The 15,544-nt window shown below is 72.7% G+C and carries 15 protein-coding genes; 8 read left to right on the forward strand and 7 right to left on the reverse strand.

Features of this window, described 5'->3' with window-relative positions; genetic code table 11:
• Positions 1-20 precede the first annotated feature (20 nt).
• Together B073_RS0125930 and B073_RS0125935 are read right to left on the reverse strand one after the other, a co-directional pair.
• On the reverse strand, positions 21-1,670 hold the full coding sequence (locus B073_RS0125930) for an APC family permease (protein ID WP_018541007.1): 1,650 nt from the start codon (positions 1,668-1,670) through the stop codon (positions 21-23).
• 221 nt (positions 1,671-1,891) lie between these two features.
• Positions 1,892-2,224: a hypothetical protein gene (locus B073_RS0125935; protein WP_158690226.1), complete on the reverse strand. Its 333-nt coding sequence runs from the start codon at positions 2,222-2,224 to the stop codon at positions 1,892-1,894.
• Between the two features lie 294 nt (positions 2,225-2,518).
• Between B073_RS0125935 and B073_RS0125940 the strand changes: the two genes are divergently transcribed.
• On the forward strand, positions 2,519-3,295 hold the full coding sequence (locus B073_RS0125940) for a maleylpyruvate isomerase family mycothiol-dependent enzyme (protein ID WP_199788194.1): 777 nt from the start codon (positions 2,519-2,521) through the stop codon (positions 3,293-3,295).
• Between the two features lie 13 nt (positions 3,296-3,308).
• Here B073_RS0125940 and B073_RS0125945 read toward each other — a convergent pair whose 3' ends face one another.
• Together B073_RS0125945 and B073_RS0125950 are read right to left on the reverse strand one after the other, a co-directional pair.
• On the reverse strand, positions 3,309-4,025 hold the full coding sequence (locus tag B073_RS0125945) for an N-acyl homoserine lactonase family protein (protein WP_037812679.1): 717 nt from the start codon (positions 4,023-4,025) through the stop codon (positions 3,309-3,311).
• A 231-nt stretch (positions 4,026-4,256) separates the two neighbouring features.
• Positions 4,257-4,784, reverse strand: a complete 528-nt coding sequence (locus B073_RS0125950) for a nucleotide triphosphate diphosphatase NUDT15 (protein WP_078508184.1) — start codon at positions 4,782-4,784, stop codon at positions 4,257-4,259.
• 153 nt (positions 4,785-4,937) lie between these two features.
• Between B073_RS0125950 and B073_RS0125955 the strand changes: the two genes are divergently transcribed.
• The gene (locus B073_RS0125955; protein WP_018541012.1) at positions 4,938-5,984 is read left to right on the forward strand and encodes a DUF5954 family protein; all 1,047 of its coding nucleotides are present in this window, start codon (positions 4,938-4,940) and stop codon (positions 5,982-5,984) included.
• Here B073_RS0125955 and B073_RS0125960 read toward each other — a convergent pair.
• Positions 5,972-6,556 carry an AAA family ATPase gene (locus B073_RS0125960; protein ID WP_018541013.1) on the reverse strand — a complete coding sequence of 195 codons (585 nt, stop codon included), beginning with the start codon at positions 6,554-6,556 and terminating at the stop codon, positions 5,972-5,974. The genes B073_RS0125955 and B073_RS0125960 overlap by 13 nt on opposite strands.
• A gap of 231 nt (positions 6,557-6,787) precedes the next feature.
• Between B073_RS0125960 and B073_RS0125965 the strand changes: the two genes are divergently transcribed.
• The 3 genes from B073_RS0125965 to B073_RS0125975 all read left to right on the forward strand — a co-directional run bounded on the left by B073_RS0125965 (position 6,788) and on the right by B073_RS0125975 (position 8,837).
• Entirely contained in the window at positions 6,788-7,510 is a 723-nt protein-coding gene (locus tag B073_RS0125965) for an HNH endonuclease family protein (RefSeq protein ID WP_018541014.1), read from the forward strand.
• On the forward strand, positions 7,507-7,800 hold the full coding sequence (locus B073_RS0125970) for a hypothetical protein (RefSeq protein ID WP_018541015.1): 294 nt from the start codon (positions 7,507-7,509) through the stop codon (positions 7,798-7,800). The genes B073_RS0125965 and B073_RS0125970 overlap by 4 nt, the downstream gene beginning before the upstream one ends.
• 179 nt (positions 7,801-7,979) lie before the next feature.
• Positions 7,980-8,837: a S1 family peptidase gene (locus B073_RS0125975; RefSeq protein ID WP_018541016.1), complete on the forward strand. Its 858-nt coding sequence runs from the start codon at positions 7,980-7,982 to the stop codon at positions 8,835-8,837.
• A gap of 131 nt (positions 8,838-8,968) precedes the next feature.
• On the opposite strand, the gene B073_RS0125980 is transcribed toward B073_RS0125975, so the two are convergent.
• Complete coding sequence (locus B073_RS0125980) at positions 8,969-9,466, reverse strand: DUF4345 family protein (protein WP_018541017.1); 498 nt, start codon at positions 9,464-9,466, stop codon at positions 8,969-8,971.
• Between the two features lie 660 nt (positions 9,467-10,126).
• On the opposite strand from B073_RS0125980, the gene B073_RS41190 reads away from it, so the two are divergent.
• Together B073_RS41190 and B073_RS47300 are read left to right on the forward strand one after the other, a co-directional pair.
• A complete protein-coding gene (locus tag B073_RS41190; RefSeq protein WP_420706462.1) occupies positions 10,127-12,559 on the forward strand; it encodes an ATP-binding cassette domain-containing protein in 2,433 nt (810 codons plus the stop codon).
• A 219-nt stretch (positions 12,560-12,778) separates the two neighbouring features.
• Positions 12,779-12,955, forward strand: coding sequence for a hypothetical protein (locus B073_RS47300; protein ID WP_018541019.1), 177 nt, complete (start codon positions 12,779-12,781; stop codon positions 12,953-12,955).
• 44 nt (positions 12,956-12,999) lie between these two features.
• On the opposite strand, the gene B073_RS0125995 is transcribed toward B073_RS47300, so the two are convergent.
• Positions 13,000-13,998: an ArsR/SmtB family transcription factor gene (locus tag B073_RS0125995; RefSeq protein ID WP_018541020.1), complete on the reverse strand. Its 999-nt coding sequence runs from the start codon at positions 13,996-13,998 to the stop codon at positions 13,000-13,002.
• Between the two features lie 226 nt (positions 13,999-14,224).
• Here B073_RS0125995 and B073_RS0126000 point away from each other — a divergent pair, with 226 nt between their 5' ends.
• A complete protein-coding gene (locus B073_RS0126000; RefSeq protein ID WP_199788195.1) occupies positions 14,225-15,532 on the forward strand; it encodes an alpha/beta hydrolase family protein in 1,308 nt (435 codons plus the stop codon).
• Positions 15,533-15,544: the final 12 nt, after the last annotated feature.

Raw genomic sequence — 15,544 nt, forward strand, 5'->3', positions numbered from 1 at the left:
TATGCCCACCCGGCCCCCGCTCACCCCCCAGGCACCACCTCCACCGACCCGATGTACTCCTGCGTTTCGGCGTCGGGGAGGCGTACCGCCTGGGCCCAGAAGTAGATGGCGAGGCTGAACGCGGCGATGAGGGCGATGTCCCACCACAGCGGAACGGCGTCCGTGGCGCCGCAGGACACCTTCGATGCCGGGCCCGTGCTGCAGAAGCCGCCCTGCCAGGAGATCACGCCCATGCCCAGCAGATACACCGGCAGCCACTGTGCGCTCCGCCAGTCCGGGTGCGGGGTCTTCGGGTTGAGCTTGAGCAGCGCCGAGCCGCCGAGGACCAGATAGCCGAGGACGATCGCCACACCGAGGCGCCACAGGGTGTCCCAACCGGCCCAGTAGATGATGAGGTTGGCGACGATGAAGGCCAGCGGGGCCCAGAAGAGTCCGCCGGGCAGGCGGTACGGACGCGGCCGGTCCGGGTCCTGCCTCCGCAGGCAGCCGAAGGCGAGCGGGGCACCGGCGTACATCAGCACGCTCGCCGACGTCACAAAGCCGACCAGCTTCTGCCAGGTGGGGAACGGCAGAAAGACGATCAGCCCGACGACGAAGGCGACAAGCAGGCCCAGCCACGGCACACCCCGCGTGGTGGTGCGCTCGAAGACCGCCGGCACATAGCCGTTGCGGGAGAGCCCGTACGAGACCCGGGAGGTGGCCGTCACATAGACCAGGCCGGTGCCGGACGGTGAGATGACGGCGTCGATGTAGAGGAGCGTCGCCAGCCAGCCGAGGCCGATCGACGTGGCCAGACCGGCGAACGGTCCGGCCTTGCCGCTGAACGACAGATCGGCCCAGCCGCCGTGCGCGAACGCGCTGTGCGGGAGCGCCCCGATGAACACCGCCTGGAGCAGGACGTACACCAGCACACCGATGAGGATCGAGCCGATCACCGCCCGTGGGATGTCCCGCGCCGGGTTGCTGCTCTCGCCCGCCAACTGGTCCGCCTGCTCGAAGCCGAGGAGGGCGAAGATGATGCCGCTGGTGCTGACCGCCGAGAGCATGCCCTTGGCGCCGAACGGCGAGAAGCCCTGGTAGCCGAAGTTGCCGGGGTGGAAGGCGGCGGTCGCCATCACGATGATGGTGAGGACCGGGACGGCCAGCTTCCACCAGGTCGCCACACTGTTGGTGTGGGCCAGCCACCGGATGCCGAAGAAGTTGACCACGACGAAGAACGCCATGAAGGCGACGGCGAGCCCGTAGCCGGCCGGGGTGAGGTGGTTCTTGCCGGTCTGCACCCAGGGGGTGTGCACGCTGAGGTAGTTCAGGGACGCCATGACCTCGATCGGTGCCACGGTGACCGCCTGGAGCCAGGAGAACCAACCGAAGGACGCGCCGGCCGCGCTGCCGAACGCGTAGTGCGGGAAGCGCGCGGTGCCGCCCGCGACCGGGTACATCGCCCCCAGCTCGGCGTGGACGAACGCCAGGATGATGATGGCGACGGCCCCGATGCCCCAGGAGACCAGCGCCGCGGTGCCGGCCGCCTGCGCTGCGAACAATGACCCGAACAGCCATCCGGATCCGATGATGGACCCCTCGGAGGTCCAGATCAGGCCGATCAGCCCGATGTCTCGTTTCAGGCCGGGGTTCCGGGGCGCGGCCGGCGCGGGCGGCTTGTGCATCTCCATGGGGCGTGCCCTCGTTCTGCTGCGACGACGGGTGGCGGCGAGTGCGCGGTGGCAGCGGCTGCGGTGGGTGATGGGTGATGACGAGCCTGCTGACGCCGCACGGGTGGGCTTACGTACGCGTACCTTTTGTCCCCATACTTCCGGATCGGTGAGAGGGGGCGTGGCGCGCCGCGCCGGGAGTGCCGCCGAGGCCGGACGCCGGAGGGGCGACGGCTCCGGTCCTACGGGCGGGAGGGCCGGGTGTGGCGCGGCGGTGACGGCGTCGGCGCCGGTGCCCGGGGCGGGGCAGGAGCGGCGGAGGGATGGCGGAGGGTGTGGGGGCTCGACGGGGCGACCTCCACGCCGGTCTCGTCGACCCCGGCCGTCCAGACGATGCCGGTGACGCTCACGGCCAGCGCGAAGACGAGGCCGATGCCCTCGAACGGGATGCGCCGCACCCCGCCCCGTCCGTTGCGCTCCAAGGGGGTGCGCCGCACCTCGCCCCGCTCGATGCGCTCGAAGGGGATGTGTCGGACCTCGCCTCGCCCGGTGGCCCCGCCCTGCGTATCCGTCACCACCCTGGCGCTTCCTCTCCGCCGCCGCGCTGCCCCAGCTGCTCCACCAGTTGTGCCTCTTGGCCCTTCTCCCTTTCCCCTTCCGCCCATGTTCCTTTGTGGTTGGGGGAGTTGGCCATCACTCATACGAGGGCACCGGGGGTGCAGGGGAGCAGGGACGCGTGGGGAATGGGTCCCGAGGGGGAGAGAGGGGGCGCCTCGCCGCGTCAGCCTCTGGTCATGGTGCACAGTAGCCGTGAGAGAGCGCGTCGAGATCGGGAGGGGGACGACGTGTCCCGAGGTGTGCCGGAGTCCGTGAGGCAGTCCTGCCGGGCGCGGCCGGGCGAGATTGCGGGTCTCATCGAGGAGGTCGTTCGGTCCGGTGCTCGGCTCGGTGCGACGCTGGACGGGCTCGGCGACGCGGAGGTGCGGGCCCCGTCCCTGCTTCCCGGTTGGACCCGCGGTCATGTCCTCACCCATGTGGCGCGCAGTGCGGACGCCTATGTCTGGCTGCTGGCCGTCGCTCGCGGCGAGGCCGAACCCGGACCGCGGGCCGGGGGCGCGGAGCTCGCGCGGGCGGTGACGGACGGGGCGGGCCGCCCGGCGGCCGCGCTGGCCGAGGATGTGCGGTCCGCTCTGGCGCGGCTGGTCGAGGACGCTCGCGCGATGCCCGCCGGGGCGTGGGAAACGCCGGTCACCGCGCTGGCCGGTTGGGCGCATCCGGCCTGGTACACGCTCTACCGGTGCTGGCGCGAACTGGAGACCCACCATGTCGACCTGGGCGCCGGGTACCGCACGGCCGACTGGCCAGCCCCCTACGTGGCGTGGGCGCTGGATGGCACCCTGGCTGCGCTGGCTGCCCGGGACTTCCCCGTCGCCCGGGTCGAGGCCGTCGACCTGGGGCGGGCCTGGAGCCTGCCGCGGGCGGCCGGGCCGACGGTCGCCGGGCCCGGCCACGCCCTGTTGGGATGGCTGAGCGGCCGGGGCGCCGAGGGGGTGGCGGCGGTGCCCGTCGGACGGTTGCCGGTTCCGCCGGCGTGGCCGTTGCCGCCGGTCCCCGGGTGGGACGGTGCCGGGGAGCCGGGTGCCTGAACGGGGCAGGGCGTCACGCCGAGCGCGGTGGCTCCCAGACCGAGCCGTCATGGGCGAAGTACACCCGGCGCGGATCGAACGCGGCGAGCCGGTCGAGCCATGGGCGGTAGCTCGGCAACGGCTGGGCCACGCCGTCGAGTGCGGCCTGGCGGGCCAGGTGGTCGGAGGCATAGTGGGAGGCGAAGTCGTGGGCCTGGCCGGCCAGTACCACCGTGCCGTCGGGGCGGTGGAGGACCAGTGACTGGTGTCCGTCGGTGTGGCCGGGGGTCGGCACGGTCCGGACACCCGGCCAGATCTCGGCCTCGCCGCTGAGCTCCTCGTACGAGGCGCCCGGGAAGTCGATCAGTTCGTCGATGGTGTAGTCGCCCCGGCGGGCGGTGGCCAGTTCGACCTCCTGCACCAGGATGGGTGTCCCGGCCAGCAGGGGATTCCCGCCGCAGTGGTCGAAGTGCAGATGGCAGTTGACGACGAGGGAGACGTCGGCGAGGGACGCTCCGACGGTGGCCAACGCGGCCTGCAGAGGGCGGCGTTGCGGGCGGTAGTGGGCCTCGGTCTCCGGGTCGGCGGCGCCGATGCCGGTGTCGAAGAGGAGCCGGCCCCGCTCGTGTTCCACCAGGTAGGCGAGCGCCGGCTCCACCCGGGGCTCCGGGCCGCCGGTCTCCGACGCCGGCCGTATGAAGTAGCCCAGGTCGAGCCGGTGCACCGCCATGTGCGCTGAGGTTGTAGGCATGCCCCATGATCGCCGGATCGCGCCGCCGTCCGCAGCGGCTTTGCCGCGTCGGCCGCCGTCCGTCTGTCGTCCGTGCCAAGGCGGACGGTGGCCGTGCCCCACGGGGATGCCGATGGTTGCCGTGCGGGCGGGGCGCTGCCCTGACCCTCCCTCAGATCGGTCGGGGGCGCCCCTCTGGCCGGGGTCGTCGTCCCGTGGGGCGGGGTCGTCCCCCTGGCCGGGTGTGTGCTGTCAGGTCGTCGTCCCCACGCACATCACATCGAGCCGGTGTGCCGTCGGCGCGGCGATCCCCAGCTCCGGGCGCCACACGGTGAGGATCTGCGCGGACGGGGTGAACAGCGGGCCGGGCAGCGCGGTGGGGGAGTGCCACTCCCAGCGGCTGATGTGCTGCGGCTCCGCCGCGTACGGCGTGCCCTGGCAGTGCGTGACCAGGGACGCCATGGTGATGCGGTTCAGGCCCTGGATGTCGTCGTGCAGCATCGCGAAGATCCGGACGTCGTCCGGATCGGCGTGCAGTCCGGTCTCCTCGCGGAGTTCCCGGGCCGCGGCGGACCGTACGCTCTCGCCGGGGTCGACCTTGCCGCCGGGCAGCTCCCAGGTGCCCGCGCGGTGCAGACCGAGCAGGATCCGTCCGTCCGCGTCCAGCACGATGACGCCGACCCCGAACACGGCCTGTGCCTGTGGCGGCCGGTCTCCGCGCTGCCGGCTCGTCACCGCGTTCGTCCCCCTGGCCGTCTCCCTGCCCGTTCCGCTGACCATCCCGTCCCCTTCTCGGTTCTGCGTCTTCTCGGCTCTTCGCCGACCTGCCCCGGTCCCGGGGGCGACAACACTTTCCCCCACATTCACCCATGGGGGTGGGCCACATCCATCGTTCCGGCCGAACCCGGAGCGCACAACGACCACAATGCGCTCATGACCCATGACTGGAAGCGACAGATCGACCGGCTCCACGAGGAACTGGTGCGGCGCGACGACCCGGCCGAATGGGTCGCGGAGGCGGATGCCGTGGACGCGTCCCGCCGCTACCCGGACCTCGCGCTCCGCGGCCCGGTCTTCGGCCTCGCCGTGCTCGATCCCCCGCACGTCGTACCGCACGGGAAGGGGCCCGAACACGCCCCGGAATGGCGACTGTTGAAGCCCGTGACCGACGGCACCCCGCAGGACGCCCGGGACACCCTCAACTCTCATCTCTGGTTCAAGGCCAAGGACGACACCGACGATCCCGCCGTCCGGCGCGAACTGCTCGCCGCCGTGGCGCGACTGGAAAGCGAACCGATCGACGACCTCACGGTGTGCGGTGCCCGCTACCGGATCGTCCGCGGCGACGAGTTCGCCCGCAGCGGCCGGGGCGGGCTGGAGCCGCCCCGGCCCACCGACCCCGAGCCGGCCGACCGCAGCTGGGATGGCCGAAACGACACCTCTTCACCGGACCGCGACTTCGGCCTCGTCCCCGGCCGGGAGACCAGCCCGATGGCCGCGGCCATGGAGGTGGCGCTCCGGGACTTCGCCTATTCGGGGGCGCGCTTCCCGGCCGCCGTCCGCGAGGACTCCGAGCGGGCGTGCACCACCCACCCGGACGTCGTGCTGCTGCCCGTCGGCTTCGCCGTCGCCGAACGCCGCTCCGGCGGCTGGCAGCCACGGGGAGCGCTGATGCCGACACCGCACGAGGCGCGGCGGCTGCTCTTCGACGCCATGGTCGAGTTCTGGCCCGAGCTGTACAAGTTCGACGAGGACGAGCGGCAGCGGTACGCGCGGGCCGCCGAGGAGTTCAAGGCCGCCGGCCGGGCCGACGAGGTGCGGGTGGGCGACCGGATGTTCCAGATCTGCCGCATCGAGCGGATGGTCCGGACGGGCCCCGACGGCCCGGAGCCGCCCCGCCCGTCGGACGTGGACGACTACGGCCCGACGAAGATCCATCCGACCATGGACGAGGACGGCACCCTGCACTACGACCGGTGACCGGCGGCGAGCACCGCCCTGTGCCGGGCCTCGGCCGCGATCGCGGCGGCGGTCTCCTCGGGCGTCTGCCCGGAGCTGTCCAGCCACCACCCCACTCCGTTCAGTTCCTCGTGCATCGCGCGGTAGAAGGGGGCGATGTCGTAGTCGACGCGTTCCCGGGCGGGGCGGGCTGCGTTGCGCTGCCGGCAGACCTCCGGCGGCGGGGCCAGCACCACGAACATCACCGGCCGGGGCAGCAGGAGTTCGGCCATGAAGTCCAGGAGTTCGCGGTCGGCGATGGCGTACTCGACGACCGGGAAGATGTCCTGCTCGGCGAAGTTGTTGGCGAGCGTGCACATGTTGCGGGCGCACAGCAGCAGTTGCCGCCGCGACTCGGCCGCGGGCCGGCCGAGGAACCCGACCCGCCCCTGGACGACCATGTACGACAGGAAGTCCCCGTTGATGTGCGCCGCCCGTTCGTGGTGCGCGGCCACCAGCGGCGACACCGTCGACTTCCCGGCCCCCGGCATCCCGGAGACGATCAGGCAGCCGGGCGCCGTTTGCCCCGCCGGCCGGTTGCTGTCCGCCGTCATGCGTTGCTCGCTCTCCTTCGGCCGCCTCTGGGGCGGGCAGCTGGCCCGGCACCGGGTCCGACACCGGACTGGGCATCATCGCAACGCCGGTGTCCTTGCGCACACCAATTTGGCGTCCCGCTACGGCATTTCGTCGATCGTCGGCTGGCCCCGCCCGGGATTCCGGGAATTGCCGCCAATGAGTGAATTCCGGAATGCGGAATCGTTTCGGCGGGTGATGCTTCCCGGGTGATGACCAACGCCTGGTGGCGCCGCGCCGCCACCACAACAGCCCTGATCGTCGCGACAGTTCTGCCGGTCGGATCGACCACCGCGATAGCCGATCCCACTCCGGGCTCCGCGCCCGCCCCCGCCCCTGCGATGCGGCCCGCCGGCACCGCATTCGACGCCGGCCCGCTGCGGCTCCCGGAACCACCGCCCGCGGGCGTGGTACGGACCGAACTCGCCGGCCTGCACGTCTCGGCACCGCATTCGATGAACGGCTACAGCCGTGCGAAATTCCCGCACTGGATCAAGCAGTACGGGGAATGCGACACCCGTGAGGTCGTCCTCGCTCGGGACGGCGAGGACGTCAAGCAGGACGAGAAGTGCCGCGCCATTTCCGGGACATGGTTCAGCGAATACGACGCCAAGGTCTTCACCGTCTCCGGGCAGCTGGACATCGACCACATCGTGCCGCTGGCCAACGCCTGGCGGTCCGGTGCCGACCAGTGGACCACCCCGGAGCGCCGGAGGTTCGCCAACGACCTCGTCCACTCCCAGCTGATCGCGGTGTCGGCCTCCTCCAACCGACAGAAGGGCGACCAGTCCCCGGACCAGTGGGCCCCGCCGAGGCGCGCCTACTGGTGCACCTACGCCCGCGCCTGGACCGACGTCAAACACCTCTACCACCTGAACGTCACCGAACCGGAAAAGGCCAAGCTCAGCGAGATGTTGGACACCTGCGAACAGTGACCACCCCCGATCGCGACGCACTCACCGACCGGGTCACCGCCGGCCCCGGTGGCGCGATGACGGTCCAGGTCGGTGTCATCACCGGCGACCTGACCGTCACCACCACCGACCGCGGCGACGGCACGGCCCGGGTCGTCGTCCAGTACACCGGTGCGGAGGACCGCTACGACCTCGAAGGCGGGCCGGTCCGGATTCCGCCCGGGGGCGTAGCCGCGCTCCACCGGGCCGTGTTGGGCGCGGTGCGCACCGGTGGCGCCGCTCAGGTCCCGGGCACCGCGCCGCGCCCCTGAGGCACGCTCACCGCGACCTCATCGCATACCGCGACCCCGTTCACACCACAACTTCTGAGATTTCTGAGGCAGTTGTTGATGTTGTGGTGTCAAATGACTCCGGTGGCCATCCCGGCCACCGGAGTCATGTTTGAACGGGGAGTTCTTACGTGGAACGTCGAAACACCTCCATATGTGCCATGAAGCGGAGCGGGCTCGCGGCGGCGTCGGTCGCCGCGGCCGTCCTCGCCGGGGCGCTGAGCACGGGGACGGCCGCCGCCGCCCCCGCCGACAACACGCCGAAGATCATCGGCGGTGGAACGGCGCCGGCGTACTCCTTCATGGTCTCGATCCAGGGAGGAGGGGCGCAGGACCCGACCCGCCACCGCTGCGGTGGCGGGCTGATCAGCGACGAGTGGGTGGTCACCGCCGCGCACTGTGTGACCCTGCCGGGCACCGGCGGCAAGCCCTTCGAGGTCAAGCCGGCCGCGCAGTTCCAGCTGCGCATCGGCTCCAACGACCGTACCGCCGGCGGCACCCTGACCGGCGTCGACCGCATCGAGGTCCACCCCGGCTACATCGCGTCGGACGACCGCAGCTCCGGTAACGACCTGGCGCTGATGCACCTGAAGACCGAGGTTCGCCAGCGGCCGGTCGCGCTCGCCGGCTCGGCGACCCCGGCCGGCACCCCGGTCCGGGAGATCGGCTGGGGCTACGACGACCCGGCGAACGCCGGCGACTACAGCAAGCTGCCGAAGATGCTCCGGCAGCTCGACACCAGGACGATCCCGGGCGACACCCCCAAGTGCGTCAAGGACCCGGCGAACGGCAGCGATGCCTGGGGCATCCGGGCCGGCGACGTGTGTGCCGACAACCCCAAGGACACCCTCGGCCCCTGCAACGGCGACTCCGGGTCACCGCTGCTCCGGCAGGCGGCCGGCCGTTGGGAGATCGTCGGCGTCGACAGCCGAGGTGTCGGCTCGACCTGCGGTACCACGCCGGACATCTACACCGAGATCCACTCCTTCAAGAAGTGGGTGGACAGCGTCCGCGGCTGATCCCGCCGGAGTGACGGAGTGATGGGGTGACGGGGTGACCCGGCTGCCTCGCGGTCCTGCGGGGGCTCGGCCGAGTAGTCGGGCCCCCGTGCGTCGCCCCTCGTGCCCCGCGCCGGGTGCCTGGCGCCGCGTCAGCCGCGTCCCGCCCCGACGGCCTTCTCGTCGGCGTCCGCGAGCCAGAAGTAGAGGGGCGGGAGGAGGAGTTCGACGGCCGACAGAGGGATCTGGAACCAGTGCGGCCAGCCGTGGACGAGGACCGACAGCGCCCGGCCGGTTCCGCCGAGCAGGAAGACCGCGCTGAGCAGGCGCACCGCGGCCGACGGGATCGGCGAGCGGCGGGCGGCCCAGATCCAGGCGAGGCCGAACCCGAGGAAGATCGCGTTGTAGAAGCGCTCCCGGCTGTCGACGGTGGCGCCGGTCGCCTCCTCGCCCGGCACCGAGGCGATACCGAGCACGAGGTGGTAGGCGCCGATCGCGACACAGGCCACGCCCATGGTCCAGGCGAGCCCCTTCAGTGCCTTGGCCTTGCCGGTGCGCGGGGCTGTTGTGGCGGCCTTATCCGGGGTCTTGCCTGTGCCTGCGTTTGTGCCGGTGTCCGTGCCGGTCCCCGTGTGGGGGTTCGTGTCCATGCGTACCGCCCTCGTCATCCTGTGAAGCGGTCGATGTACCGCTTCTGCCAAGGGGTTTCCACGGCGTGCCGGTCGTAGTGCCGGCGAAGGTAGGCCGCTCCTTCGGCCCGCGCCCCGACCTCCCTCCGCACCCCCGCAATTCGTTGCCCGTAGCTCCCCGCCCGCAATCCCCCGTGCGGGTGACCCGGGCTGTTCGAGCGGTCGCCGGGGGCCATGGGCCAGGCCCCGCACGGACGGTCTCAGGCAGGGGAACGTGCGTGCAGCATCTGCCCCCGGATGCCCCGTTACGGGGGCCGGGGTGGGCCGTTTTGTAGGGCACCTGTGCCCATCGTTGCGCCTCGGAGGGAGCGGGGCGGGCTCGGTGTCCGTGACGGAACGCGGCCCCGTTTCGTTCGAATTTCTCCTCGGCGGACAGCCCGGGTGCGGTACGTGGTTGACACCGCGGGCGCCGGGGCGGCGGCCGTCCCGGCCGTGAGCAAGAGCACCAGGCCATGAGGACATGAAGGCACGAGGACACGAAGGCACGAGGACAGGAACGCGAGTCGGTGATCGTGGAAGGGAGTAAGAGGGATGTTGCGAAGGCTGGTTGGGGATTCCGGGCGGGTGCGGAAGGAGAAACCCGGGGTGGTGACGGACGGGGGAACGGTCGACGGGGAGGTGTTGCAGTACGTCGACCGGACCGGTAGCCGGGAGCGGGCGGCGCGGCAGATCCGGCTGGTGGACATGGCGCGGCGGCTGCCGCAACTGGTGCGGCGCTCGCTCGCGTTGGCCTGGCGCACCGACCGCTGGGCGGCTCTGGGGCTGCTGGTCTGCCAGGCCGCCTCGGGCGCGATGCAGGCGCTCGGACTGCTGGCGGTCAGCGGGACCCTCACGGCGCTGCTGACCGGCGGGGACCTCTACGGCCGGCTGCTCGGGGCCTGGCCGTCGGTGGTCCTGCTGGCGGCCGCCGCCGGGGTGCGGGCGGCGCTCGGGATCGTGGTGGCCTGGCTGTCGTCGAGACTGGGGCCGCAGATGTCCCGGGAGGCCGAACTCCGGTTGCTGCAGGCGGTCACCGAGGTCGAGCTGTCGGCCTATGACGCGCCCGGCTTCACCCATCGCAAGGAGGCGGCCGACCGGGGCGCCGAGACCGCGCAGGACCTGGTGGGGGAGGGGCAGGACCTGATCGCCTCGGTCGCCTCGCTGGCGGCCGGCGCGGGTGTGCTGACGGCACTGCACCCCGCGCTGCTGCCGCTGCTGACGCTGGCCAGTCTGCCGCAGGCGGTGGCCCAGGTGGGTGCGGCCCGGGTGCGGTACCTGGCGCGGCTGCGGGCCGGCGGCGACTACCGGCTGCTGTCGATTCTGCGCTGGCACGTCTGCGACCGGTACGCCGCCGACCAGGTCCGGGCCGGCACCATGGCCGACTTCCTGCTGGGGCGCTACCGCCAGATCACCGAGCGGATCAACCGCGCCGACCGGCGCGCGGCCGACACCGGCGCCCGGATGTCCGCGGTCGGCGCGGTCTGCGGCGGACTGGCCTCGGCGGCGGTCTGGGCGGCGGTGGTGTGGCTGCTGGCCACCGGGCGGATGAGCGTCGGGCACGCCGGCACCGCGGTGTTCGCGCTGCAGACGGCCGGCACCGCGTTGCGCGGCCTGGTCACCGGGGGCGCCCGCATCATGCGCACCGGGCTGTACATGGACGACTGGTCGGAGTTCCTGGCGGAGGCCGGCGGCTTCCGGATGAGTCGCGGCACCGTCGTCCCGGCGGCCCCGCGCGAGATCCGCGTCCAGGATCTCGTCTTCCGGTACGAGGAGGCTGCTCGGGACGCGCTGCGCGGCGTCTCGTTCACGCTGCGGCGCGGCGAGGTCGTCGCCCTCGTCGGCTACAACGGCAGTGGCAAGACCACCCTGGCCAGACTGCTGAGCGGGCTGTACCTGCCGACGACCGGAGCGGTCACCTGGGACGGCGTGCCCACCGGCGACCTCGATCCGCACGCCATGTGGTCGCAGGTCGCCCTGGTGCCCCAGGACTACGCGCGCTGGCCGCTGACCGCCCGGGAGAACATCACCCTGGGCCGGTCCACCGAGGGCGGTGACGCGGACATCCATGACGCCTGCGCACGTTCCGGCGCCGACGAGGTGCTCACCGAACTACGCTCCGGCCTGGACACCGTGCTGGCCCGCGACTGGCTCGGCGGACAGGAGCTCTCCGGCGGCCAGTGGCAGCGGATCGCCCTCACCCGGGCGTTCCACCGGCCGGCCGGGCTGCTCGTCCTGGACGAGCCCACCTCCGCGCTGGACCCGCTCGGCGAGCACCGCATCTTCGCCGGCCTGCGGGAGATCGCGGCGACCCGCGCGGTGGTCCTGATCACCCACCGGCTCACCAATGTGGCGGTGGCCGACCGCATCCTGGTCCTGGACAAGGGGCAGGTCGTCCAGCACGGCACCTTCCCCGAACTCGTCGCGCAGCCGGGGATGTTCCGGGACCTGTGGACCTACCAGCACACGCGGGAGGTGCACCGGGCGGCGGAGAACGGGGAGGACGGGAAGGACGGGGACAGCGGGGGGATCCAGGAGATCGGCGAGAACGGCGGGAACGGGCCGGTCACGGCCACTGTCACGGTCGCCACGGACGTGCTGCCGTCGCCGGCCCCCGCGGACGCCGAGGCCGCCGCGCACCGGCCCGTCATCACCGGCACGGCGGCACTGCTCGTCAACAAACAGGGGCAGTACCTCCTCCACCTCCGGGACGCGCACAAGGAGATCTGCAACCCCGGCACCTGGTCCCTGCCGGGCGGCGCCCCGGAGCCGGGCGAGACTCCTCACCAGGCCGTCACCCGCGAACTGCGCGAGGAGGCCGAGCTGGTGGTGCCCGACCTGGTGCCGTTCGCGCTGCTGCGGTGCTCCGGGCCGGACGGCACCGTGCACGGGCATGTGCAGGTGTTCCTCGGGCACTGGAACGGTGACGCGGCGGCGCTGCCGCTCACCGAGGGCGTCTTGCTGCACTGGTTCGACGCCGGGATGCTGCCCCGGCTGACGATGTGCGACTGGGCGGCGGAGGCCGTCCGCCGGCACCAGGACGAGCGGTGCGGGGCAGCCGAGGGCGCCCGCGGCTGAGCGGGGCGGGCCCGGGACCGCTTTCCTGCGGCCCGGGCCCGCCCGCAGGTCATTTGCGTCATCGCGAACGCTAATTTCCGAGGGCTGGCTTTCGGTCAATCTGTGGCCGACGGGCCGTCGGTGTCTTCCCAGTTGCCGCACGTTGCGTCATACGTTCCTCCTCAGTGCAGTTGGCGGGAGAGGCCCGCCGCCGAGATCTGTCCGTCCACGGAGGAAGCGATGCCGCAGGGAACCATTGTGCTGTTCAACAAGAGCGACTGTGTGGGCATCATTACCGACGAGCGCGGAGAGCGACTGCCGTTCTCCGGGATGGAGACGCAGACCACCGACGTCGGCCAGCAGGTCATCTTCGATGTGCGCGGGGCGAAGGCCACCAATGTGATGGCCGTGCGCTGAGGGTCCGGTGGCCGTGGACGGCGGCACCCCCGGGCCGTCCACGGTCACCAACGCGCCGGGTGCGGGCCCGCCGGCCGGCCCCGATCGACGAGCAGGGTCCCGAGCGCGGTCCGGCGGTGCAGTACCGCCCGGCCGGCCCGCTCCGTGGTGAGCAGCCCGGCCCCGCGCAGTGCCGCGGCGTGGGTCGAGGCGGTGGCGTTGCTGACGCACAGTCGACGGGCGAGCGCGCCGGTGGTGTGCTCCTCCGCCAGAAGCAGCAGGATCTCCAGCCGGGTTCGGCCCAGTACCGCGGCCAGCGCCTCGTCGGTGCCGCCGGCCGGAGGCGGCGGAAGCGGGAGCCCCGGCCCCGCCGGATAGGTCACGTAGAGCGGCCGACCGGGCGGATCGGCGAGGAGTGGCGGGCCCGCCCAGTGGAACGTGGGGACGAGGACGACTCCGCGGCCCCGCAGCGCGATCTCGCGGTGGGGTGTTGATGAACCCGTGAACTGCCAGGAGTTTCCCCGTAGTCGGGCGCCTTCGGTGAGTCCGTCGAGCGCGGTGGCCAGGCCGTGTTCGGCGACGGTCAGGGCATGGCGGGCGAACTCCGCATGGTGCAGGTCCTGGACCAGTGGCCAGACGGGCCGCAGCACGGCGTCGAAGGTGGCCCGCTGGGCCCGGCGCAGCAGCTGCCAGGCATCGGTGCCGCCCCGGTGGAGGTCATGGAGCCAGGCCGGGGCCGGCGCCGGCCGCCCCGCGTGGACCCGCTCGATCTCGGCGCGGACCAGCTCCGGCCGGGTGGCCCGTACGGACTCCAGGGCCTCGTCGAGGTCGTCGCCGAACTGGTCGAGGAAGCTCGGGGCCCGCAGGCCGGGGACGAGGTCCCCGAAAGGCCGGGCGGCCGGCGGCAGGGCGCGCAGCGTGCGCTGCCGCCAGCGGCCGAAGAGCGGCGCTGCGTCGCGCCGGAACATCATGCTCAGCGCCACGTTCAGCTCCTGGAGCGGCGCCGGTCGGGGTGCGAACCGGACCCGGGCGAAGTCGGCGGCCGTGAAGTGGATCCGGATCACCCGCCGCCCCCTGTCTCCCTGTCCGCCGCCGGTGGCGCCACCCTTTCGGTCAGACCCTAAAGGATCGCCGCCTTCCGGCCGTGATGCCAGGGTGCGGATGAACGGCGGCCGGAGTGGCAGGTGTTGACGGCCCTTCAGCGTCCCTCAGGGGAGGCAAGAGGGCCCCGGTCGCGAAGAGTTGACCGCGCGGAGGCGCGTGGCAGCAGAGTGAGAGTGAGGGGGAGCGATGTCGTGGAGACCGGCGCGGGAGGGTGGTGCGGGTGTCGGCGGAGGGGTGGACCGGCGGACGGTGGTCAGATCGGCGGTGGCGCTGACGGCCACGTCGCTGCTCGCGGTCGGCGGCCCGGGCGCCGCCCAGGCGCGGGAGCGGGACGAAGCAGGGGGGCGGGGTAGCGGGCCGACGCGGGAACGGGCCCGGGTGACGCCCCGTCTGCCGGCACCCGGCGGCCCGTACCCGGTCGGCGTCACCACGCTCTATCTCGTCGATCCGGACCGGCCCGACCCCTGGGAACCCCGCATCCGGGTGCGGGAGTTGATGCTCACCGTCCGCTACCCCGCCCGTCCGGTGCACGGCTACCCGGTCGCCCGGCAGATGACCGAGGCCGCGGCGGCGGTCTTCGGACAGCTCGACGCCGCCGTGCACCGCCTGCCGGCGAGTGGCGTGAACTGGGCGGCCACCAGGACGCATGCGCACACCGACGTGCCCGCGCGGGACGTCCCCGTGCCGGTGCTCCTCTACTCCCCGGGCGGCGGCGACCCGCGCACTCTGGGCACGAGCCTGGCGGAGGACCTGGCCGGGCACGGCGCGGTGGTGGTCGCCCTCGATCATCCCGGCGACACCAGCGAGGTGGAGTTCCCGGTGACGCGGCCGGGGCGGCCGGAGAAGGTTCGGACGACCGTGTTCCGCGGCGATCCGCGGAGCGACGCCGATGTCTTCCGCACCGTGATCGAGACCCGGATCGCCGACCTCCGGTTCGTCCTCGGGCAGTTGGCGGTTCTGGCGGCCGGCGGCAATCCGGACGCGGCCGGCCGTGCGCTGCCACCGGGGCTCGGCCGGGCGCTGGACCTGCGGCGGGTGGGTGTCTACGGCCACTCCGCGGGCGGGACCGCCGCGGCCCAGGCGTTCCACGAGGACCGGCGAATCCGCGTGGCGGTCGACATGGAGGGCTATCTCGACCATCCGGGACCGGAGCCGGGCCGGCCGGGGGAGTTGTTCCCCGTCGCCCGGGACGGAGTGGACCGGCCGCTGCTGCTGCTCGGCAGCGCGGGCTTCGTGGGCAAGGGCGAACGGGAGCGCTCCTGGTCGGTGGTGCGGGCGCGCTCGGGCGGCCGGGTCCGCCAGCGGGAGGTCGCCCGGGGCGCGCACTGGGTGTTCACCGACTACGCGGCCATGGCCCCGCAGCTGGCGGCCGCCGGGCTGATGAGCGTTGCCGACCGGCGGGCGTTGGTCGGGCCGATCAGCCCGGCCGAATCCCTGCCGCTGGTGCGGAGTTGGGTGCGGTCGTTCTTCGCCCGGCATCTGCCGAAGGAGTGACGGCGAGGAGCC

The sequence above is a fragment of the Streptomyces sp. MspMP-M5 genome, assembly GCF_000373585.1.
GTDB lineage: Bacteria > Actinomycetota > Actinomycetes > Streptomycetales > Streptomycetaceae > Streptomyces.